This window comes from Streptomyces yaizuensis (assembly GCF_034961445.1).
GTDB lineage: Bacteria > Actinomycetota > Actinomycetes > Streptomycetales > Streptomycetaceae > Streptomyces > Streptomyces yaizuensis.
Genome location: NZ_BSBI01000017.1, coordinates 55,644 through 77,280, shown reverse-complemented (window position 1 = coordinate 77,280; position 21,637 = coordinate 55,644). Strand labels below are relative to the sequence as shown.

Below are 21,637 nucleotides of genomic sequence, written 5' to 3'. Positions count from 1 at the left end.
AGGGCCCCGGCCCGGGGGCGCGTTCAGCCCGGCGGCGCGCCCGGCCCGGTGGCGCGTTCAGCCCATCTCCTCCAGCGCCTTGCCCTTGGTCTCCTTCACGAAGAGGAGCACGAACGGGATGGAGAGCACCGCGAACGAGGCGTAGATGACGTACGTCGCCGACAGGTTCCAGTCGGAGAGGGTCGGGAAGCTGGCGGTGATGAGCCAGTTGGCGATCCACTGCGCCGACGCGGCGACCCCGAGGGCAGCGGCGCGGATCCGGTTGGGGAACATCTCGCCGAGGAAGACCCAGACCACCACGCCCCAGGAGAGGGCGAAGAAGAGGACGAAGACATGGGCGGCGATCAGCGCCACCGTCCCCTGGGTGCCGGGCAGCTTCCCGTCCACGAGCGGGCTGGAGAAGGCCCATGCCTCCAGCGCCAGCGCGATCGCCATGCCCGTCGAGCCGATGAGGGCCAGCGGCTTCCGCCCGATCCGGTCCACCAGCACCATCGCGATGACCGTACCGATGATGTTCACGATGGACGAGGTGAAGGAGTAGAAGAAGGAGCTGGTGGGGTCGATGCCGACGGACTGCCAGAGCGTGGACGAGTAGTAGAAGACCACGTTGATGCCGACGAGCTGCTGGAAGACCGAGAGCCCGATGCCGATCCAGACGATCGGCAGAAAGCCGAAGCGGCCGCCGAGCAGGTCCTTGAAGGTCGACTTGTGCTCCCGGCGCATCGCGTGCTCGATCTCGGCGACCCGGGCGTCGAGGTCGACGTGTTCGCCCTCGACCTCGGCGAGGACCCGCTTGGCCCGCGCGGGCTTGCCCGCCGAGATCAGATAGCGGGGCGACTCGGGGATGGCGAAGGACAGCAGCCCGTACAGCAGGGCGGGGACCACCATCACGCCGAGCATCCACTGCCAGGCCTCCAGGCCGCCGATCGTGCCGCGCTGTTCGCCGTCGGCGAGTTGCAGGATGCCGAAGTTCACCAGCTGGGAGACGGCGATGCCGATGACGATGGCCGCCTGCTGGAAGGAGGCGAGCCGGCCCCGGTAGGCGGGCGGGGAGACCTCGGCGATGTAGGCGGGGCCGATGACCGAGGCCATCCCGATCGCGAAGCCGCCGACGACGCGCCACATCGCCAGATCCCACAGGGCGAACGGCAGGGCGGAGCCCACCGCGCTGATGGTGAACAGCAGCGAGGCGATCCGCATGCAGGCGATCCGGCCGATCCGGTCCGCGATCCGGCCCGCCGTCGCCGCGCCGAAGGCACAGCCGATCAGGGCGATCGCGATGACCTGGGCCAGTTCCGTGGAGCCGATGGCGTACCGGTCGCGGATGGCCTCGACGGCGCCGTTGATGACGGAGCTGTCGTAGCCGAAGAGGAAGCCGCCCATCGCGGCCGACGCGGTGATGAAGATGACATGGCCGAGATGCTCGGGGTGGGCCTCGCGGGCCCCCGAGGGGGGCGGGCCCGGCGGTGCTGGGCTGTTGGTCACATCGACTCCCGGTGCCGTTGCCCGTACCCGCGGACGGCGCCGCCGGAGGGTACGGACGCTTCCAGTGGCGCACGGCGGCGCGCGCCCCACCACCGGTGCTGGGCCGTCGGCCTGACAGCCCGCCGCCGTCACCCGGTCAGCGCAGCCGCTGGCTGATCACCTTGGAGACCCCGTCGCCCTGCATCGAGACGCCGTAGAGGGCGTCGGCGACCTCCATGGTCCGCTTCTGGTGGGTGATCACGATCAGCTGGGAGGACTCCTGGAGCTCCTGCATGATCCGGATCAGCCGCTGGAGATTGGTGTCGTCGAGCGCGGCCTCGACCTCGTCCATCACATAGAACGGGCTGGGCCGGGCCTTGAAGATCGACACCAGCAGGGCCACGGCGGTCAGGGAGCGCTCGCCGCCGGAGAGCAGGGAGAGCCGCTTGACCTTCTTGCCGGGGGGCCGCGCCTCCACGTCCACGCCGGTGGTGAGCATGTTGTCGGGATCGGTCAGGACCAGCCGGCCGTCGCCGCCGGGGAAGAGCCGCGAGAACACCCCCTCGAACTCGCGGGCGGTGTCGCGGTACGCCTCGGTGAAGACCTGCTCGACCCGTTCGTCCACCTCCTTCACCACCTGGAGCAGATCGGCGCGCGTCTTCTTCAGGTCCTCCAGCTGTTCCGAGAGGAAGCGGTGGCGCTCCTCCAGGGCGGCGAACTCCTCCAGCGCGAGCGGATTGACCTTGCCGAGCTGCTGGTACGCCCGTTCGGCCGCCTTCAGGCGCCTTTCCTGTTCGGTGCGGACGAAACGCGCCGGACGGTTGCGGGGATGCTCGGGATCGTCGGGCAGCTCCTCCCCCTCGGCGGGCGGCGACGGCGGTACGGGCTGGTCGGGCCCGTACTCGGCGACCAGCCCGGCCGGTTCGACGCCCAGCTCCTCCAGCGCCCGGCCCTCCAGCTGCTCGATCCGCAGCCGCTTCTCCGCGCCCAGCACCTCGCCCCGGTGGACGGAGTCGGTGAGCTTGTCGAGTTCGGACTTCACCTCGCGGCCCTCGGCGCGGGCGGCGGTCAGCTCGCTCTCCCGGCCCGCCTTCGCGGCCTCGGCGGCGGCGCGCCCGGCGTCGGCGCGGAGCAGGGACGCCTCGGTGTACGCGAGCAGCTGCCGCGAGCCCGCGGCCACGGCGGTGGCGACGGCGGCCTCGTGGCGCAGCCGGGCGCGGCGCTGTTCGGCGCGGGCGCGGGCGTCGCGTTCGGCGGCGGCGGCCCGGTCCAGGGAGTCGGCGCGGCCGGCGAGGCCCTTCACCCGCTCCTCGTGGGTGCGCAGCTGGAGCCGCGCCTCCATCTCGGTCTGGCGGGCGTTAGCGCCGTCGGCCGCGAGCCGGTCCCGGACCTGGGTGTCGGGTTCCTCGTGGACGGGGGCCTCCTCCGCCACGGCGAGCCGTTCGGCGAGCACCTCCGCCTCCTGCCGGGCCCGCTCCAGGGCCTCTTCGGCGCGGGCGACGGCGGCGGCGGTGCGCTCGGCCTCCCCGGCGGCGGCCCTGGCCTGGCCGGAGAGCCGGCCCAGCCGGCCGGAGACCTCGGACTTCTCGCGGTCGGCCCGGCGCCGGCGCTCGCCCAGCTCCTCGACGAGCGCGGCCGCCCGAGCCCGGCGCGCGGAGCCAGTGGCGCGTTCGTCGGTGAGGGCGGCGCAGCGGGCGGTCAGCTCCTCAAGCCGGGTGCCGGCCTCGTCCACGGCGGCCCGGACCTCCAGCAGGCTGGGGGCGCCGGCGGAGCCGCCGTGGGCGAAGTGCGCGCCGAGGACGTCCCCGTCGGCGGTGACGGCGGTGCTGTGGGGCCGGGCCCGGAGCAGTTCCTGGGCGCCGTCCAGATCCGCCACGACGACATAGCCGCGCAGCAGCAGCCGGACGGCGGGCATCAGTTCGCCGGGGCCGCGTACGAGGGTGACGGCGTCGACTCCGAGGTGGCCGGGGGTGGCGGCTTCGGTGCCGGGTTCGGGTTCGGGGGCCGTGGTGAGGAGTATCGAGGCGCGGCCCGCGTCGGACTTGCGCAGCAGGCGCAGGGCTTCGGCGGCGGTGGCGGGGGTGGTGACGGCGACGGCGTCGGCGGCGGCGCCGAGGGCGGCGGCCACGGGAATCTCCTGGCCGGGGGCGACGGTGAGGAGTTCGGAGGCGGGGCCGAGGAGTCCGCCGAGGGTCTCCTTCGCGGCGAGGAGCGCGCCGGTGCCGTCCTTGCGGCGCAGGCCGAGTGCGAGAGTGTCCCGGCGGGCGGCGACGGCGGCGCGTTCGCGTTCGGCCCCGGCCAGGGCCTCCCGGGCGGCGGTCAGGGCGGCCTCGGCGGCGGCGAGTTCGCCGCGGGCCTGTTCGTGGGCGGTGGCGAGCCGTTCGTCGCCGGCGCTCAGGCCGTCGACCTCGGTGCGCAGCCCTTCGTACTCCTCCTGGGCGGTGGCGGCCCGTTCGCGGGCCTCCTCGTGGGCGGTGGTGAGGCGGTCGATCTCGGCTTGGGCGGACGCGGCCCGGCCCCGGGCCGCGGTGACCTGTCCGGCGAGGCGGGCCAGGCCCTCGCGGCGGTCGGCGATGGCGCGGGCGGCCTCCTTCAGGCGGCGGTCCTCGACGGCGAGCGCGGCCTCCAGCTCGGCCCGGTGTTCGACGGTGTCCTCCAGGGCGCGTTCGGCCGCCTCCAGAGCGGCGGCCAGCTCCGCTTCCTGTTCGCGAACGCGGGCCGCCTCGCGCTCCAGGTCCTCGGGGTCCCGGCCGCGCCGCTCCTCGACGGGGCGGTCGGTGGCGCTGCGCACCCGGGCGTCGGCGAGGGAGATGGTGCCGCGCACCCGTTCGGCGAGGCGGGACAGCTGGAACCAGGTCTGCTGGGCGCGCTGGAGCCGGGGCGTGAGGTGGCGCACCTCGTCCTCCAGTTCGGCTTCCCGGGCGAGCGCGGCCTTCAGCCGGCTCTCGGTGCTCTCCTTGCGGGCCTTGAGCGCGGCCTCGTCGGCGATCTCGGCGCGCAGGGCCTCCTGGAGCCGGACGAGGTCGTCGGCGAGGAGCCGCAGCCGGGCGTCGCGCAGATCGGCCTGGATGACGGCGGCCCGGCGGGCGACGGCGGCCTGCCGGCCGAGGGGTTTGAGCTGGCGGCGGAGTTCGTCGGTGAGGTCCTGGACGCGGGCGAGATTCGCCTTCATCGCGTCGAGTTTCCGCAGCGCCTTCTCCTTGCGCTTGCGGTGCTTGAGGACGCCGGCGGCCTCCTCGATAAAGGCACGCCGTCCGGTGGGGTCGGCGTGCAGAACCGAGTCGAGCTGTCCCTGACCGACGATGACATGCATTTCGCGGCCGATACCGGAATCGGAGAGGAGTTCTTGGATATCGAGGAGACGGCAGGTGTCGCCGTTGATCTGGTATTCGCTGCCGCCGTTGCGGAACATGATCCGCGTAATGGTGACCTCGGCGTACTCAATGGGCAGGGCGCCGTCGGAGTTGTCGATGGTGAGGGAGACCTCGGCCCGGCCCAGCGGGGGCCGGCCGGTGGTCCCGGCGAAGATGACGTCCTCCATCTTGCCGCCGCGCAGCGACTTCGCGCCCTGTTCCCCCATGACCCAGGAGAGCGCGTCGACCACATTGGACTTGCCGGAGCCATTGGGGCCCACGACACAGGTGATGCCCGGCTCGAAGCGGAGGGTGGTGGCGGACGCGAAGGATTTGAAACCGCGCAGGGTCATGGCCTTGAGGTGCACGCAGCCGGACTCTACCCGCCGGGGGCGGTTTCACCGGCGAAGGCGCAGGGCACAGAAGACGTAAACCCCGGCAGGGGCACGCGGGAAGCGGCGGCGCGGGGGCGGAGTAGTCGGGGCGGGGCGAGTCGAGGGGGAAAGAAAGAAGGGACGCCGGGGGCGTCCCTTGCATATCTTGCGCGATGAATCTCCGGCGGCCCGCCACGCTCAGGTGAGCGCGGGCTCCGCCTGGGATACGTCGATGTCGATGCCGTCGAGCAGCGACTCTCCGGGGTGCTGTGCGATGGCGGCATTCAGCGCGTCATTCTCGGACTGGATCCGTACCAGCTCGGATTCCAGGTCCTGGACGCGCTGCTGCAACCGTCGCATCTCGGCGAGGAGTCGCGGGTCGGAACCGCCGACGTAACCGAGAAGCGCCTTTGCCATGATGGATGGTCCTCCACACTGAGTGACCGACCGATGCGGTGTGGGTCGTGAGGGATTCGCACCCGCGGTGCTCGACAGTGCTGGGGTACTGCTTCTGACGCTGCGGTTCTTACTGTCAAACAGTTAAGGTGCGCGGGGCTTCCAGAGTCTCACCAAAAAGTTTGACGGTCAACACGATCACAGCCCGTATGAAGGGGCGAACCCGGGCGGGCACGGCCCCCGTGATCATGGGGGCGGCCTCTCTCCCGGGGCCCTCGGGCGCGGTGATCCTCGTTACGTCCGCAGCCTGGCATGCTCCGCCCGCCTTGGCAACCACCTGCTGTTTCTACCGGAGGCACGTGCCTTCGGCAGGGCTGCGGAAGGTGGCGTTCCGGAGGATTCCCGCTGGAGCGGTCAGCGGATCTCGAAGCCGTCGTACCCACCGCGCGGGGTGTCCCATATCTCAGTCACCCCGTCCACCCGACCGGGTGTGTCGCCGGTGCGCAGCCACTCCAGCAGACGGTGGCAATTCTCACGTGACCCTTCCGCCACAACCTGCACACGGCCGTCGTCGAGGTTGGAGGCGAATCCGGTGAGGCCGCCGATCTCCAGAGCGTTTGCCCTGGTGAACCAGCGAAAGCCCACTCCCTGTACTCGACCGCGCACCCAGGCGGTGAGCCGTGCAGCATCGTTCATAGGTGCACGGTAACCGCCGGCCGGCCCGGGAAATGCACCGCGGGCCCGTCCGCCGCACCCCTCATGGCGTACAGTCCCGTCGCAATGAACCTCGCCCGTCCGGGTGACGTTCACCCCCACACCATCGGTGGAGGCCGGTGCTCGGCACCTGTACGGGCGCTGTTCCGCCGCCGAGTACCAGGAGGCACAAGCAGATGGGACGGCATCGACGCTCCACCCCTCGTACGGGCAGACCCGTACGCACGGGACTGCTCGGCGCTTCCGCGGCCCTGGCGGTGGGCGCCGTCGCCGCCGCCTCCGGTCTGCTGCCGGGTGGCACCACCTTCACCACGAGCGGCGAGCGCACGCCCAGCGGCCCGATCCTCAACGACGGCGCCGCCACCCTCCAGACCCAGGGCGAGCAGGGCGACGAGCCCACCCGCGGCGACGGCGGCACGGCGGGCCCGGACCGGCCCGCCCACGCCCCGTCGACCTCACCCGCCCCGAAGGCCCCGGTGAAGACCGCCCCCGAGGGGAAGACGTCGGCGCCGGAGCGGAGCACCTCCCCCGAACGGACCGCGGCCGCGCCCGAGCGGAAGACCGCGAGTAGTACCCCGGAGCGGACCGTGTCCACGGCGCCCGAGTCGGCGAAGGAACGTTCCTCCCCGACCACGAAGCCGTCGGCCCGCCCCTCGTCGTCGGCGCCCCGGCCCGCCTCCGCACCCCCGTCGCCGGCCAAGAACGCCAAGACCGCCGAAAGTGCCGTGCTCGCCCTGGTGAACGAGGAGCGCGCCAAGGTGGGCTGCGCCCCGGTCCGGTTCGACGCCTCCCTGGCGAAGCTGGCCGGCGACTTCAGCACCGACATGGCGGCCCGCGGCTTCTTCTCGCACACCGACCCGGACGGGGACACCCCCTGGGACCGCGCGGAGCAGGCCGGGGTGAAGAACCTCGGCGGCGAGAACATAGCCCGGGGCCAGGCGGACGCCGCCGCGGTGATGAACTCCTGGATGAACAGCGAGGGGCACCGGGCCAACATTCTCAACTGCGACTACCGGACGCTGGGCGTGGGCGTGCACCTGGGCCCCGGCGGTCCGTGGTGGACCCAGAACTTCGGCTTCTGACGGCGGACGGCGGCCCCGGGCCGGGCGGGGCGGCGGGGCGGACCCCTCGGCCCGACCCGTCAGGCCCATGACAGAAAATGCCGCCGTGCTGGCCGGACCGTCACGGTGAGGGGCGCGGCGGCCGCTGACAGCGCGGACAGAAGTAGCTCGACCGGTTCATCCACGGCCGCCGCCGGATCGGGGTCCCGCAGCGCCGGCAGGGCTCGTCCTCCCGCCCGTAGGCGTCCAGCGACCGGTCGAAATACCCGGATTCGCCGTTCACATTCACATAGAGGCTGTCGAAGCTGGTGCCGCCGGCCGCCAGGGCCGCGTGCATCACATCGCGGATGTGCCCCAGCAGCTCCGCCGAACGCGCCCGGGTCAGGCCCGCCGTCGGACGCTCGTAGTGCAGCCGCGCCCGCCACAGCGCCTCGTCCGCGTAGATGTTGCCGACCCCGCTGATCAGCGTCTGGTCCAGCAGCGCCCGCTTGACGGTGGTGCGCTTCTGCCGCAGCGCCGTGGCGAAGTCGTGATCGCAGAACGCCGGGTCGAGGGGGTCGCGGGCGATGTGCGCGATGACGTCCGGCAGCCCGTCCGGGGTGTTGTCGTGCAGCGAGAGCCCGCCGAAGGTCCGCTGGTCGACGAAGCGCAGCTCGGTGCCGAGGGAGTCGTCGAAGCTGATCCGGATCCTGAGGTGGCGCTCGTCGCCGGCGTCCTCGGGCTGCACCAGCAGCTGACCGCTCATGCCCAGGTGGCCGAGGATCGAGGAGTCGGTGTCGGCCAGCGGCAGCCAGAGATATTTGCCCCGCCGCCGGGCGATGCCGACGCTGTGCCCCTTGAGCCGGGCCGCGAAGTCGCCGGCGCCGGCGGTGTGGCGGCGCACCGCGCGCGGGTGCAGCACCGTGACCTCGGCGATCGTCCGCCCGCTGACCCAGCGCTGGAGTCCGCGGCGGACGACCTCGACCTCGGGCAGCTCGGGCACGGGGGCTCCTTGGGGAACGGTCGGGGCGATGTCCGCAGCGTACCGCTCCCCGGCGGGCTGCCGGTCGTCGGGCGGGAAAAGCCCGGGCCCCCCGCCCCGGGAGGATTTCCCGGTGGGCGGGGGGCCCGGCGCACAGCGCTGTGGAGCGGTTCAGGCCGAGGCCCGGTCCGTCTCCGGCGGCTCGTCCGCGGCGGCGGAATCCGCCGCGGCGACATCCGCCTGGACGCCGGCCGACTCGCCGGCGCCGGGGGTGGCGGCGGTGCCGTCCACGGCGGTCAGTGCCGTCGTGGCCGCTGCCGCCGTGGCCGCCTCCGCGGCCTCCCCTGCCTGCCGGGCCTCCTGGGCGCGGCGTTCCGCCGCGGCCTGGATCTCCCGCCAGGCGGATTCGGCGGCCTGCTGCTCCGCCTCCTTCTTGCTGCGGCCGGTGCCGGTGCCGTACGAGACACCACCGACGCGGGCGGCAGCAGTGAAGGTCTTCTCGTGGTCCGGACCGGTCTCGGTGACCAGATACTCCGGCACACCCAGGCCCTCGGCCGCGGTGAGTTCCTGGAGACTGGTCTTCCAGTCGAGCCCGGCACCGAGGTTCGAGGACTTCTCGATCAGCGGGTCGAAGAGCCGGTGCACCAGCTCCGACGCCGCGTCGAGTCCCTGGTCGAGATAGACCGCGCCGATCACCGCTTCCAGGGTGTCGGCCAGGATGGACGCCTTGTCCCGTCCGCCCGTGCCCTCCTCGCCCCGGCCGAGCCGGATGAAGGAGCCCAGTTCCAGCCCACGGCCGACCTCCGCCAGCGCGCGCGAGTTGACCACCGCGGCGCGCAGTTTGGCCAGCTGGCCTTCGGGAAGGTCGGGGTGGGTGCGGTAGAGGGTGTCGGTGACCACCAGACCGAGCACGGAGTCCCCGAGGAACTCCAGCCGCTCGTTGGTCGGCAGTCCGCCGTTCTCGTACGCGTAGGAACGGTGGGTCAGCGCACGCACCAGAAGGGCGGACTCCAGCTGATAGCCGAGCCGCCCTTCCAGAAGCGTGTGGGACGAGGCTGCGTTGACTGTCTTGTCGGCGTCTTCCTGCTTCTTGGCATTGGACAGCTCAGACATCGGGCCTCTCACCAGCCGCTCAGACCGCGAGGACCTGGCGCTTGTTGTAGGTGCCACAGCTAGGGCACGCGATGTGCTGCAGCTTGGGCTCCTGGCAACGCTCGCACGAAACCAGGGTGGGGACCGCAGCCTTCCACTGCGACCGGCGGTGGCGCGTGTTGCTGCGCGACATCTTCCGCTTCGGAACAGCCACGGCTACTTCTCCTGCTTCTCGTCGACGCCCGCTTCGGCGCCGCCCATGTTGTCCTTCTCGCCGTCCCTGCTGGAAACGGAGAGTCCTTGCAGTGCCGCCCAACGGATGTCGACGGCGTCATGACGATGGTCCGGGTCGTCGTCCAGCCTGATACCGCACTCGGCGCACAGACCGGCACAATCCTCCCGGCACACCGGCTGCATCGGCAGTGCGAGCACCACCGCGTCCCGCAGCACGGGCTCAAGGTCGAACAGGCCGTCCTTGAGAAGGAGGATGTCCTCGCCCTCGGCGTCGTCGCCGGGCTCCGCGGTGCGGCCCCGGTCGTCGGCGTCGGGGTACGTGAACATCTCCTGGAATTCCGCTGCGACCTCAAGGCGCATCGGCTCCAGACACCTTACGCAATCACCCTCGGCCGACGCACGGGCGGTGCCTGTGACAAGCACCCCTTCCATGACCGACTCAAGGCGGAGCCCCAGCTCCACGGGCTTGCCCTCCGGCACCCCGATGACTCCTTCGACACCGAGATCGGCCGGTGCGGACACCGACCGGGAGAGCCGCTGGAGCGCGCCGGGCCGCCGGCCCAGCTCGTGCGTGTCGAACACGAGGGGGTTGCGGTGGTCGAGACGGGCGTTCAGGGTTCTTCCTGCTTTCGGGATCGTGATGACGGAGTCGGGGGCCGCGTTCTCCGCTCCCGGCGGTGGACCGACGGGGGGAGGGCAGCCGGAATCGCGAACGATGCGCGACCGAAGAGCCAGGATACTGGACGGGCCGCCGTGGGCCCAATCCGGGATCGATCCGACCCCCGGTCACGGGCCCGTACGGAGGCCGGGCCGGTCCGGCCCGCCGTGCCGCTCCCGGGCTCAGCGCCCCTGCTCGTAGCGGCGCAGCTGCTCCAGGTCGATCATGCCGGTGTCGAAGAAGCTGGTCTCGTCGAGCGCCGCGCCCTGCTGGCGCGACTGCTGCGGGACGGCCTGCGGCCGCTCGTCGCCCGGCGCCTCGTACGGATAGCCGCCCTGCGCCGCGTACGCCTGGGAGTAGTCCCGCTGGTCCTGCTGCCCGTACTGCCCGTGGGCCGCGCCGTGCTGCCCGTGCTGCCCGTGCTCCGCGTAGGAGCCCTGCTGCGGATATCCGGCGTACGGGTCCTGCGGGTACCCCTGCTCCTGGTACCCGGGCCAGGACGGCTCCCCGTAGCCGTCGTACCCGCCGTGCGTGCCCTGAGTGCCGTGCGTGCCCTGAGTGCCGTCGCCGGCCTGCGCGGCCGTTGCGCCCTGGAGATACGCGGGCTCCTGCCGCGGAGCCGGGTCCGGGTCGTACGCCGGGGGCTGCGGCGCACCGTAGGCGGGCGCGTACGCGGGCGGCGCGGGCACGGCGGCGGGCTGCTCGCGCTCCGGCCGGGGCCGCCCCGGCTCCGGGTCGGCCAGCTCCGCGAGACCGGCCAGATACTCCGCGTCACTGGTGTGCCGCCGGGCGGCGCCCGCCGCGTCCTGGGCGGCCATGTGCTCCCCGAGCCCGTCCTCCGCGTGCCCGAGGAGCTTGCTCCGGCCCCGGCCGACGGCCTCCAGGGTCTTGCCGAGGACCGCCTCGAAGGCCCGCAGCTTGGCGTCCACGTAGGCGTCGGCGTCCTGGACCCGGATCTGCGGGTCGGGGCTGTACTCGGGGGCGTCCGGATCCGCCGGGCCGTCCCGGTCGGCCCCAGGGTCCCGGCCGAGCAGCTTCTCGCGGCCCCGGTCCACGGCACCGATGGTCTTGGTGAGGACGACCTCGAAATTGGCCAGCTTGGAGTCGACGTACTCGTCGGCCTCGGCCCGGACCTCCTCGGCCTCCCGGCGGGCCTCGGCCAGGATCCGGTCGGCCTCGTCCTGCGACTGACGGGCGACCTGGGTGCTGGAGACCATCGAGCCGCGCTCGGCATGGGCGCTCTCGATGATCCGGCGCGCCTCCCGGTGGGCCTCCTCGACCAGCTGCTCCCGGTCGCCGATCACCTCCCGGGCCTGCGCCAGCGAGCCGGGCAGCGCCGCCCGCACCTCGTCGAGCAGGGCCAGCAGCTCGGCGCGGTTGACCACGCAGGACGCCGACATCGGCATCGAACGGGCGCTGCCGATCGACCGGACGATCTCATCGAGCTTCTTCTGCACGTCCACGGTGGTCCGCCACTCTCCGACTGTCTGTGCCTGACCGGCCCTTCGCCGCGCCCGCCGCGGGGGCGGACGGGAAGACTGTACGGCGAGCGGGGCCCCGCCCGACACCGCCTGACGGACCATCGGGCGGGTGGTGGGCGCACCCGCGCTCAGACGTCGCCGCGCAGCCGCTCCACGAGGGCCCGGTGGACGATGGGGGGCAGCAGGTGCGAGACGTCCCCGCCCCAGGCCGCGACCTCCTTGACCAGGCTGGACGAGAGGAAGCTGTAGGTCGGATTGGTCGGGACGAACAGGGTCTCGACGCCCGAGAGGCCGTTGTTCATCTGCGCCATCTGGAGTTCGTAGTCGAAGTCGCTGACCGCGCGCAGCCCCTTGACGATGGCGGGGATGTCGCGCGTGCGGCAGAAGTCGACCAGGAGCCCGTGGTGGGACTCCACGACGACGTTCCCGTACGGGGAGGTCACCTCGCGGATGAGGTCCATCCGCTCGTCGGTGGTGAACAGCCCCTTCTTGGACTGGTTGATCATCACCGCGACGTAGACCTCGTCGTACAGCTTGGCGGCGCGGGCGATGATGTCGAGGTGTCCGTTGGTGATGGGGTCGAACGACCCCGGACAGACTGCGCGGCGCACTGGAAGTCCCTCGCTCTCCGGTCCGGTCATGGGGTGTCCTCGCACGTCGGAGCCTCTTCACCGGCTTGGCTTACGGATGCGCCGGCAGACTCGCCGGCAGCGGCTGCGCGACCGTACCAAAGCGTTCCCTCGCCGTAACGACGGGACCGCAGCGGATCAAAACCGGCCGGCCAGTGGAAGGGGCCGCCCCGTGTGCTGCGCTCCACGGTCGCCATCGCGCCCTCCATGATCCAGCCCCCGGAGCGGAGTGTGATCAGGATCTCGCGCAGATCGTCGTCGGTGACGGCGTACGGCGGGTCCAGGAAGACCACGTCGTACGGCCGGTCCGGGGCCCCTGCCGCCACGACCTGTTCGGCCCGGCCGGTGCGGACCTCGGCACCGGGCAGGGCGAGCGTGCGGACGTTCTCCCGGACCACCCGGGCGGCGCGGGCGTCGGCCTCGACCAGCAGGGCGTGGGACGCGCCCCGGGAGAGCGCCTCCAGGCCCACCGCGCCGGAGCCCGCGTACAGATCGGCGACCCGCAGCCCCTCCAACCCGCCGAGCAGCGCCTCCCAGCTGGAGAAGAGGCCCTCGCGCGCCCGGTCCGACGTGGGGCGGGTGCCGGTGCCGGGCGGGACGGCCAGGCGGCGTCCACCGGCCATGCCGGCGATCACACGGGTCATCGTGGGTCTCGGTCCTCGTCTCGCGGGCGGCGGCCGCCGGGCGGTCCGCCGGGCCGGCGGATCCCCCGGTCACCGCCGGTGTCTGGGTCCCCCAGTCTCTCAGCCGCCACCGGGGTACGGCCTGTCAGCCCCGGCCCGGCCCCGGGGGCGGGCCCGGTCACCCCTTGTCACCCCTTGTCGAGATACTGCTCGCGCTCCTTGTCCAGCAAGGCGTCCAGCGCGAGCCGCAGCCCCGGGGCCCGCTCCAGCTCCGGGTCGGCGCGGACGATCCGGACGGCCTCCTCCCGGGCGGCGGCGATGACCTCCTCGTCCTCGATGACGGCGAGCACCCGCAGCGAGGAGCGCGCACCGGACTGGGCCTGGCCCAGGACATCGCCCTCCCGGCGCTGCTCCAGGTCGATCCGGGACAGCTCGAAGCCGTCGAGCGTGGCCGCGACCGCCCCGAGCCGGGCGCGCGCGGGACTCGCCTCGGCCGCCTCGGTGACCAGCAGGCAGAGCCCGGGGGCGGAACCCCGGCCCACCCGGCCGCGCAGCTGGTGGAGCTGGGAGACGCCGAAGCGGTCGGCATCCATGATCACCATCGCGGTGGCGTTGGGCACGTTCACCCCGACCTCGATGACGGTGGTGGCGACCAGCACATCCACCTCGCCGGCGGAGAAGCGGCGCATCACCGCGTCCTTGTCGTCGGGGGGCATCCGGCCGTGCAGCACCTCGACGCGCAGCCCGGCCAGCGCCCCCCGGGACAGCTCGGCGGCCACCTCCAGGACGGCGAGCGGCGGGCGCTTGTCCGGCTCGGGCCCCTCCGGAGCGCCTTCCTCGTCCTTCTTCCCGCCTTTCCCGCCCTTCGCGCCGCCCGGGGCGTCCTCCTCGTCGCCGATGCGGGGGCAGACCACGTACGCCTGGTGCCCCTTGGCCACCTCCTCCCGGACCCGCTCCCAGGCGCGCGCCAGGAAGTGCGGCTTGTCCCGGGCCGGGACGACATGGCTGGCGATCGGCGAGCGGCCCGCCGGGAGCTGGTCCAGGACCGAGGTCTCCAGATCGCCGAAGACGGTCATCGCGACCGTCCGCGGGATGGGCGTGGCGGTCATCACCAGCAGATGCGGCGGCTGCTTCCCCTTGGAGCGCAGCGCGTCCCGCTGTTCCACGCCGAAGCGGTGCTGCTCGTCCACCACGACCAGGCCCAGATCGTGGAACTGGACCTTGTCCTCGATCAGGGCGTGGGTGCCGATGACGATGCCCGCCTCGCCGGTGACCAGGTCGAGCAGGGCCGCGCGCCGGGCGGCGGCCCCCATCGAGCCGGTGAGGAGCACCACCCGGGTGGCCCCGTCGGGGGCGCCGAGGCGCCCGCCGTCGGCGAGGTCGCCCATCATCTCCACGACGGAGCGGTGGTGCTGCTGGGCCAGGACCTCGGTGGGCGCGAGGAGCGCCGCCTGCCCGCCGGAGCCGACCACGGCGAGCATCGCCCGCAGCGCGACCAGGGTCTTGCCGGAGCCGACCTCGCCCTGGAGCAGCCGGTGCATCGGGTGCTCGGTGGCGAGATCGCCGAAGATCTCCGCGGTGACCTTGTGCTGGCCCTCGGTGAGGGTGAACGGCAGCCTTGCGTCGAAGGCGTCCAGGATCCCGCCGGGCGCGGGGCGCCGGGCCACGGCGGGCAGCTGGGCCTCGGCGAGGCGGCGCCGGGCCAGCGCCACCTGGAGCACGAACGCCTCGTCCCACTTGAGCCGCTGCCGGGCCTCCTCGACATCCGCCCGGGTGCGCGGGCGGTGCACCTGGAACAGCGCGTCGGGCAGCGGGACGAAGCCCCGGCCCTCGCGCAGCTCCGGCGGGAGCGGGTCGGTGACCTCGGTGCGGCGCGGCAGCACCGCGTCCACCGCCTTGGCGATCTTCCAGGACTCCATGCCCTTGCAGGCGGGGTAGATGGGGATCAGCGCGCCCGCCCAGGAGGCCACGTCGAGCGCGTCGTCGTCGCCGCCCAGCTTCGCGTACGAGGGGTGGGCGAGCTGGAGTCTGCGGTTGAAGACGGAGACCTTCCCCGCGAACATCGCGCGGGTGCCGGGCAGCAGGTCCTGGTGCGGCTTGTGCACGCCCCGGCCGAAGAAGACGAGCTGGAGCTGGCCGCTGCCGTCGGTGATGGTGACCTCCAGACGGCGGCCCCGGCCCCCGTTGAACGTGTGCACCCGGGCGTCGGCGACCTGCGCCACGACGGTGACGTCCTCGTCCAGCGGCAGGTCGGTCAGGCGGGTGAGGCGGCCGCGCTCCTCGTACCGCCGGGGGTAGTGGTGGAGCAGGTCTCCGACCGTGAGCAGCCCGAGCTGCTCGCCGAGCACCTTGGCGGTGGCGGGGCCGAGCGTCCTGGCCAGGGGCTCGCTCAAGGGCTCGGGCCGGGGCTCCTTCGGGGCTCGGGTCCGGGGTTCGCTGGGGGTCTCATCGCGCTCGGGCACGCGATCCATTGCACACCACGGCACTGACATCCGCCGCCACCTGTGGACAAGTCCGGCCCGGCGGGCGTTCGGGGAACCCGCGCGGGCGGCTATTCCACGCCGATGAGCAGCAGCGGGGAGCCCCGGCCCGCGTGGTAGGCCACGGTGTCGACCGCGAGGTGCGTGTCGCGGACATGGCGTTCGAGCCGGGCGAGGACGGGGACGTCCGCCGGGGCGCCGTCGCCGAGGACGAGGGTGACGAGTTCGCCGCCCGCCGCGAGCATCCGATCGAGGACGGCGGTGGCGGTGGTGGTGACGTCGGTGCCGATCACGGCGACGTCGCCGTCTATCAGCCCGAGCACGTCGCCGGCCTGGCAGACGCCCGCGGACGTCCAGGACTGCCGCTCGGCGACGGTCAGCTCGGCGTACCGGGTGGCCCCGGCGGCGGCGGTCATCGCCACCACGTCCTCGTCGAAGCGGCGGTCCGGTTCGTGGACGGCGAGGGCGGCGATGCCCTGGACGGCGGCCCGGGTGGGGATCAGCGCGACCCGCACCCCCTCGGCGCGCGCCTGGTCGGCGGCGGCGGCCGCGGTGTGCCGCAGTTCCGCCGCGTTCGGCAGGAGCACGACCTCCCGGGCGTGGGCCCGGCGGATCGCGTCGACCAGTTCCCCGCTGGCCGGCGGCTCCCCGGGCCGGGCGAGAACGGTGGTGGCGCCCGCGCCGGCGCACAGCTCCGCGAGGCCTTCGCCGGGGACGACCACGACGACGGCCCGCTGGTCGGGGGCGGGTGCCGGGGCGGGCGCCGCCGCCGGGGCGGAGGCGAAGTGGGTGATCCGGATCCGGTGGGGGCGGCCCGCCTCGACGCCCGCCTCGACGGCGGCGCCCGCGTCGTCGACATGGACGTGCACGTTCCACAGGCCGTCGCCGCCGACCACGACCAGGGAGTCGCCGAGGACGTCGAGCCGGGCCCGCAGCCGGGCGACGGCGGCGTCACCGGCCTCCAGGAGGTAGATCACCTCGAAGGCGGGGCCGTCCGCCGCGCACTGCTCCGGGACCGGGAGGGGCCCGTGCCGCAGCGGGGCGGGGACGGGCGGTGCCTCCTCGGTCACGGCGGCCACCAGCGCCCCCAGGACCACGAGCAGTCCCCGTCCGCCCGCGTCCACGACGCCGGAGCGGCCGAGGACGGCGAGCTGCCCGGGGGTGGCGTCCAGCGCGGCCCCGGCCCCCTCGTACGCGGCACGGGCGACCGCTGCGGTGTCCCGGGGCTCCGCGACGGCCTCGGCCGCGTCGGCCGCCGCGGCGGCCACGGTGAGGATGGTGCCCTCGACGGGGTGGGCGACGGCCTCCCGGGCGAGGACGGCGGCCCGGCGCAGCGCGGCGGGCAGCGGCTCCCCGGCTCCGGTCCGCTCCGCGACGCCCCGCAGCAGCTGGGCGAGGATGGTGCCGGAGTTCCCGCGCGCCCCGATCAGGGCGCCGTGGGCCATGGCGCGGACCGTGTCGGCGGGCTCCGGCAGGTCCGCCCGGGTCTCGTGGGCGGCGAAGACCGCCTCCACGGCCTGGGCGGCGGACTCGACGGTCAGATAGAGATTGGTGCCGGTGTCACCGTCCGCGACCGGGTAGACATTGATCGCGTCGATGTCCGCCCGCTCCCTGCCGAGCGCTTCGAGCGCCCCCGCGCACCAGGCCCGTACCGCTGCTGCGTCGAGATTCTGCGGCACCTGGTGGTCCTCCTTGAACGGCCGGCGGGTGTGGGCGGCGGGTCGCACCGCAGGGTAGACCCCGTCCGGGTGGCGGCCGCGGGCCGGGCCGGAGTGGGGCGGGCCCCGACCGTGGTAGTTTCGTAACGCGGATGCAGCCGTTGTATGCTGCTCCGGTTGCCCGATGAATTTCGGGCGTCTCCCCCGGCAGGCCACCGATTTCAGCTCACTGATCTCCGGCACGCCGGATTTCACTGTAAGTGCATCTGAAGTCTTTGGAGTGACCCGTGGCTGCCAACTGCGACGTCTGCGGCAAGGGGCCGGGCTTCGGCAACAACATTTCGCACTCGCACCGCCGTACGTCCCGTCGCTGGAACCCGAACATCCAGCGCGTGCGTGCAGTGGTCGGTCGGACGCCGAAGCGGCTCAACGTCTGCACCTCGTGCATCAAGGCCGGCAAGGTCTCGCGCTAATACGGACTCACGTCGTAGCGCAGCCCTGCGGTTGCCTTGAAAGCCGGTTCACCATCCTGGTGAACCGGCTTTTGCCATGCCCGGACGCGGGTCGTACGCCCTCCCATGGGGCCCCCGCGACCGGCGGGGGCCCCTGCACAGGAGGTACGGGTCAGGAGAGCGGTTCCCGGAAGCGCCAGCCGTGGTCGACCGGGCCGATCCCGGACCCGAGGGCGAACCCGGCGGCGATCGCCCCGGTGATGTACTCCTTCGCCGCCCGGACCGCCTCCGGCACGGTCAGTCCCTTGGCAAGCCCGGCGGCGATCGCCGATGCCAGGGTGCAGCCGGTGCCGTGGGTGTGCCGGTTGTCGAGCCGGGGTGCCCGCAGCCAGTGCTCCTCGTCACCGTCGGTGAGCAGATCGACGGCGTCACCGGGCAGATGGCCGCCCTTGACCAGCACCCAGCGGGGCCCGAGCGCGAGCAGCGCGTCGGCGGCCCGGCGCATTCCGCTCTCGTCCCCGACCTCGACGCCGGTGAGCTGCGTCACTTCGTCCAGGTTGGGGGTGGCCAGGGTGGCGACCGGCAGCAGCCGTTTCCGTACCGATGCGACGGCGGAGTCCGCGAGCAGCGAGTCGCCGTGCTTGGAGACGCCGACCGGGTCCACGACGACCGGGGCGTCCAGGTCGGCGAGGAGATCGGCGACGGTCTCCACCAGCTCGGCGGAGGCCAGCATCCCGGTCTTCACCGCCTGGACGCCGATGTCGTCCACGACGCTGCGGTACTGGGCGCGGACCGCCTCCGGCGGCAGCTCCCAGTAGCCCTGGACGCCCCGCGAGTTCTGGGCGGTCACGGCCGCGATCACGCTCATGCCGTGGGTGCCGAGCGCCAGCATGGTCTTCAGGTCGGCCTGGACGCCGGCGCCGCCGCCGGAGTCCGAGCCGGCGATGGTCAGGACGAGGGGAAGTCTCACGATCCCTCCGGGGATCCGAAGTGGTCCCACCCGCCGGTGGTGTGCCAGGGCGCTCCGTCGACGGTGACCTGGGGCAGCGCGGAGGGGTTCAGCACCTCTCCGATGACCTTCCAGCGGGCGGGGAGTTTGGTGTCGCGGGGGAAGGTGGCGACGATGGCGTGGTCCTCTCCCCCGGTGAGGACCCACTGGAGCGGGTCGACGCCGACGGCCTGGCCGATGTCGTGCATCTGGCCGGGGATGTCGATGGAGTCGGAGCGCAGATCGATCCGGACCTTGCTGGCCTCGGCGATGTGGCCGAGGTCGGCGATGAGCCCGTCGCTGACGTCGCACATGGCGGTGGCGCCGAGCCCGGCCGCCGCGGGTCCCGCGTGGTACGGGGGCTCCGGTCTGCGGTGGGCCTCCACGAAGGCGCGCGGGGAGCGGAAGCCCCGGGAGAGCACCGCGTGCCCGGCAGCGGACCAGCCCAGCCAGCCGGTGTAGGCGACGACGTCGCCGGGGCGCGCGCCGCCCCGGGTGACCGGCTCGTGGTTGCGCAGGTCTCCGAGGGCCGTGATGGCCAGCGTGATCAGCTCGCCGCGGACGACGTCCCCGCCGACCACGGCGGCGCCCGCGACCTGGCACTCGTCCCGGATGCCGTCCATCAGCTCCGTGGCCCAGGTGACGGGCAGTTCGGCCGGGACGACCAGGCCGAGCAGGAGCGAGGTGGGGACGGCGCCCATGGCGGCGATGTCGGCCAGATTCTGGGCGGCGGCCTTGCGCCCCACGTCGTACGCCGTGGACCAGTCCCGCCGGAAGTGCCGGCCTTCCAGGAGGATGTCCGTACTGGCCACGACCCTGCGGTCGGGGGCGGCCACGACCGCGGCGTCGTCACCGGGTCCGATCCGGACCGCCGGGGTGGCGGTGAGCCGGGAGGTCAGCTCCTTGATGAGCCCGAACTCCCCCAGCTCGCCCACAGTGCCCTTCACCGAAGTCTCACCTCTCCGTCGCCCCGCCGGCCGACCGGCGGAGACCCTCAAACCTTGTGATGCCGGGCCCTGCCGGGCCCGTGGGCACCGGCCCGTCGTCCGTCGCCGGAACCTGTGGTGGAACGCCCGCTCCCGGCCGCGCCGACAGCCTCGCACGCACTCGCGGAGCGCGCGCGTCCCCGGTACCGTCGGGGCACACGGTGTGCCGCCCGCCGGTTCGCGCCGTCCGCGCGGAGCACCGCGTGGCCCGCCGGGAGCGCGGGTCTCCCCGTGGCGCGGGACGACGCGATACCGTGGCGTCCCTTTCTCTCCCCCAGGGTCTCCCCGCCGACGGTAGGGGACATCGCCCTCGGGTCCCCCTGGAGGTTCCGTGGTACAGGCGTACATCCTGATTCAGACCGAGGTGGGCAAGGCGTCGACCGTGGCCGAGGTCATCGGAAAGATCCCGGGAGTGGTCCTGGCCGAGGACGTGACCGGTCCCTATGACGTGATCGTCCGGGCGCAGGCGGAGACCGTCGACGCCCTGGGGCGTCTGGTGGTCGCCAAGGTCCAGCAGGTGGAGGGGATCACCAGGACGCTGACCTGCCCGGTCGTGCATCTGTAACCCCCGTCCGCGACCCCCCGTCCGCGCCGGCCGGGCCGCGACCGGCACCGGGACGTGACCGGCGCCGTGGCGCGGGGCGGCGGCCGGCCGGGGGAACGCCGTGATCGTACTGCGCCGTGGCGCCACCCGGCCCCGGAACGGGGACACCGGGCGGGGCGGTGGGGCCGGCCCGCCTCCGTCGTACGGACCGGACCGACCCCTTCGTCTAGCGCAGCCCCGTCGTCCGGGCGAGCGCCGTCTCGATCAGCTGGCCGACCAGATCCTGGTAGTCGACACCGCTCGCCTCCCACATCCGCGGGTACATGGAGATCGGGGTGAAGCCGGGCATGGTGTTGATCTCGTTGATGACGAAGGTGCCGTCCTCGGTGAGGAAGAAGTCGGCGCGCACCAGGCCCTCGCAGGACGCGGCCTCGAAGGCGGCGACCGCCAGCCGCCGCACCTCGGCGGTCTGCTCGTCGGTCAGCGGCGCGGGCACGATCCCGGCCGCCGAGTCGATGTACTTGGCCTCGAAGTCGTAGAAGTCGTGCGCCTGCACCGGCGGGATCTCCGCCGGCACGCTGGCCAGCGGGCCGACGGGGAACTCCAGGACGCCGCACTCGATCTCACGGCCCCGGATCAGCGCCTCGACGATGATCTTCGGGTCGTGCCGCTGGGCCTCCTCGATCGCCGCGTCGAGACCGGCGGCGTCCTCCACCTTGGTGATCCCGATGGAGGAGCCGGCGCGGGAGGGCTTCACGAAGAGCGGCCAGCCGTGCTCGTCCGCGAAGTCGAGGATCCGCTTGCGGGCGGCCTCGGGGTCGCGGTCCCAGTCGCGCGGGCGGATCACCTCGTACGGGCCGACCGGCAGCCCGAAGGAGGTGAAGATCCGCTTCATGTACTCCTTGTCCTGGCCGACGGCCGAGGAGAGCACACCGGAGCCGACGTAGGGAACGCCCGCCAGCTCCAGCAGCCCCTGGAGGGTGCCGTCCTCGCCGTAGGGTCCGTGGAGCACCGGGAAGACGACGTCGACCTCGCCGAGGGCCTTCGGCACGGAGCCGGGCTCGGCGTAGACGATCTCACGGTTGCCGGGGTGGACCGGGAGGACGACATCGCCCTCGGTCCCGTCGGACAGCTCCTCGACACTGGGCGTCCGCCGGTCGGTGATCGCCATCCGGTCGGGCTCGTCGGCGGTCAGCGCCCAGCGTCCGTCGGTCGTGATGCCGATGGGCAGGACGTCGTACACGGACCGGTCGATGGCCCGCAGGACGGCGCCCGCCGTGACCACGGAGATGCCGTGTTCGGAGCTGCGGCCGCCGAAGACGACGGCCACGCGCGGCTTGCGGTTCGGCTGCTCGGCCCCCGGCTGCTCGGGGACCTCGGGGAGATTCTCGGTGCTCATATCGCCATGAGACTACCGTGCACCTGCCATACGGAGCAGGGTTGGCACAGGCCACACGGGTGTCCCGGGCGGGTGCGCCGCCGGGCCGGC

19 protein-coding genes are annotated in these 21,637 nt (G+C 73.1%); 3 read left to right on the top strand and 16 right to left on the bottom strand.

Translation table 11 applies throughout. From position 1 onward, the window contains the following. Positions 1–57: 57 nt before the first annotated feature. The 4 genes from SYYSPA8_RS32170 to SYYSPA8_RS32155 all read right to left on the bottom strand — a co-directional run bounded on the left by SYYSPA8_RS32170 (position 58) and on the right by SYYSPA8_RS32155 (position 6,283). Entirely contained in the window at positions 58–1,485 is a 1,428-nt protein-coding gene (locus SYYSPA8_RS32170; RefSeq protein ID WP_323450941.1) for a sugar porter family MFS transporter, read from the bottom strand. Between the two features lie 136 nt (positions 1,486–1,621). Continuing rightward, positions 1,622–5,185 carry a chromosome segregation protein SMC gene (gene smc, locus SYYSPA8_RS32165; RefSeq protein ID WP_323450940.1) on the bottom strand — a complete coding sequence of 1,188 codons (3,564 nt, stop codon included), beginning with the start codon at positions 5,183–5,185 and terminating at the stop codon, positions 1,622–1,624. Between the two features lie 204 nt (positions 5,186–5,389). After that, positions 5,390–5,608, bottom strand: coding sequence for a hypothetical protein (locus SYYSPA8_RS32160; RefSeq protein WP_323450939.1), 219 nt, complete (start codon positions 5,606–5,608; stop codon positions 5,390–5,392). A gap of 393 nt (positions 5,609–6,001) precedes the next feature. After that, positions 6,002–6,283, bottom strand: a complete 282-nt coding sequence (locus SYYSPA8_RS32155; RefSeq protein WP_323450938.1) for an acylphosphatase — start codon at positions 6,281–6,283, stop codon at positions 6,002–6,004. A gap of 194 nt (positions 6,284–6,477) precedes the next feature. On the opposite strand from SYYSPA8_RS32155, the gene SYYSPA8_RS32150 reads away from it, so the two are divergent. Continuing rightward, a complete protein-coding gene (locus tag SYYSPA8_RS32150) occupies positions 6,478–7,383 on the top strand; it encodes a CAP domain-containing protein (RefSeq protein ID WP_323450937.1) in 906 nt (301 codons plus the stop codon). A gap of 100 nt (positions 7,384–7,483) precedes the next feature. Here SYYSPA8_RS32150 and mutM read toward each other — a convergent pair whose 3' ends face one another. The 9 genes from mutM to SYYSPA8_RS32105 all read right to left on the bottom strand — a co-directional run bounded on the left by mutM (position 7,484) and on the right by SYYSPA8_RS32105 (position 17,199). Then, positions 7,484–8,344: a bifunctional DNA-formamidopyrimidine glycosylase/DNA-(apurinic or apyrimidinic site) lyase gene (gene mutM / locus SYYSPA8_RS32145; protein ID WP_323450936.1), complete on the bottom strand. Its 861-nt coding sequence runs from the start codon at positions 8,342–8,344 to the stop codon at positions 7,484–7,486. Positions 8,345–8,494: 150 nt separating this feature from the next. After that, positions 8,495–9,436 carry a ribonuclease III gene (gene rnc / locus SYYSPA8_RS32140; RefSeq protein WP_323450935.1) on the bottom strand — a complete coding sequence of 314 codons (942 nt, stop codon included), beginning with the start codon at positions 9,434–9,436 and terminating at the stop codon, positions 8,495–8,497. A gap of 19 nt (positions 9,437–9,455) precedes the next feature. Then, positions 9,456–9,629 carry a 50S ribosomal protein L32 gene (gene rpmF, locus SYYSPA8_RS32135; RefSeq protein ID WP_043229344.1) on the bottom strand — a complete coding sequence of 58 codons (174 nt, stop codon included), beginning with the start codon at positions 9,627–9,629 and terminating at the stop codon, positions 9,456–9,458. 2 nt (positions 9,630–9,631) lie between these two features. Next, complete coding sequence (locus SYYSPA8_RS32130; protein WP_407706133.1) at positions 9,632–10,264, bottom strand: YceD family protein; 633 nt, start codon at positions 10,262–10,264, stop codon at positions 9,632–9,634. Between the two features lie 225 nt (positions 10,265–10,489). After that, on the bottom strand, positions 10,490–11,770 hold the full coding sequence (locus SYYSPA8_RS32125; protein WP_323450933.1) for a cell division initiation protein: 1,281 nt from the start codon (positions 11,768–11,770) through the stop codon (positions 10,490–10,492). A 146-nt stretch (positions 11,771–11,916) separates the two neighbouring features. Continuing rightward, complete coding sequence (gene coaD, locus SYYSPA8_RS32120; RefSeq protein WP_323451037.1) at positions 11,917–12,399, bottom strand: pantetheine-phosphate adenylyltransferase; 483 nt, start codon at positions 12,397–12,399, stop codon at positions 11,917–11,919. 26 nt (positions 12,400–12,425) lie between these two features. After that, positions 12,426–13,061 carry a 16S rRNA (guanine(966)-N(2))-methyltransferase RsmD gene (rsmD, locus tag SYYSPA8_RS32115; RefSeq protein ID WP_323450932.1) on the bottom strand — a complete coding sequence of 212 codons (636 nt, stop codon included), beginning with the start codon at positions 13,059–13,061 and terminating at the stop codon, positions 12,426–12,428. A 167-nt stretch (positions 13,062–13,228) separates the two neighbouring features. Then, on the bottom strand, positions 13,229–15,511 hold the full coding sequence (recG, locus tag SYYSPA8_RS32110) for an ATP-dependent DNA helicase RecG (RefSeq protein WP_323450931.1): 2,283 nt from the start codon (positions 15,509–15,511) through the stop codon (positions 13,229–13,231). Between the two features lie 80 nt (positions 15,512–15,591). Then, positions 15,592–17,199 (bottom strand): DAK2 domain-containing protein, encoded by a 1,608-nt coding sequence (locus SYYSPA8_RS32105; RefSeq protein WP_323451036.1) that lies wholly within the window; start codon positions 17,197–17,199, stop codon positions 15,592–15,594. Between the two features lie 266 nt (positions 17,200–17,465). On the opposite strand from SYYSPA8_RS32105, the gene rpmB reads away from it, so the two are divergent. Continuing rightward, positions 17,466–17,651 carry a 50S ribosomal protein L28 gene (gene rpmB / locus SYYSPA8_RS32100; protein WP_003957616.1) on the top strand — a complete coding sequence of 62 codons (186 nt, stop codon included), beginning with the start codon at positions 17,466–17,468 and terminating at the stop codon, positions 17,649–17,651. Positions 17,652–17,802: 151 nt separating this feature from the next. Here rpmB and thiD read toward each other — a convergent pair whose 3' ends face one another. Both thiD and SYYSPA8_RS32090 read right to left on the bottom strand, forming a co-directional pair. Continuing rightward, complete coding sequence (gene thiD, locus SYYSPA8_RS32095) at positions 17,803–18,600, bottom strand: bifunctional hydroxymethylpyrimidine kinase/phosphomethylpyrimidine kinase (protein ID WP_323450930.1); 798 nt, start codon at positions 18,598–18,600, stop codon at positions 17,803–17,805. Continuing rightward, positions 18,597–19,565: a thiamine-phosphate kinase gene (locus SYYSPA8_RS32090; RefSeq protein WP_323450929.1), complete on the bottom strand. Its 969-nt coding sequence runs from the start codon at positions 19,563–19,565 to the stop codon at positions 18,597–18,599. Before SYYSPA8_RS32090 ends, thiD begins: the two co-directional genes overlap by 4 nt. Before the next feature lie 370 nt (positions 19,566–19,935). Here SYYSPA8_RS32090 and SYYSPA8_RS32085 point away from each other — a divergent pair, with 370 nt between their 5' ends. Further along, entirely contained in the window at positions 19,936–20,169 is a 234-nt protein-coding gene (locus tag SYYSPA8_RS32085; protein WP_323450928.1) for an Lrp/AsnC family transcriptional regulator, read from the top strand. Between the two features lie 205 nt (positions 20,170–20,374). On the opposite strand, the gene SYYSPA8_RS32080 is transcribed toward SYYSPA8_RS32085, so the two are convergent. After that, entirely contained in the window at positions 20,375–21,547 is a 1,173-nt protein-coding gene (locus tag SYYSPA8_RS32080) for a D-alanine--D-alanine ligase family protein (protein ID WP_323450927.1), read from the bottom strand. Positions 21,548–21,637 lie beyond the last annotated feature (90 nt).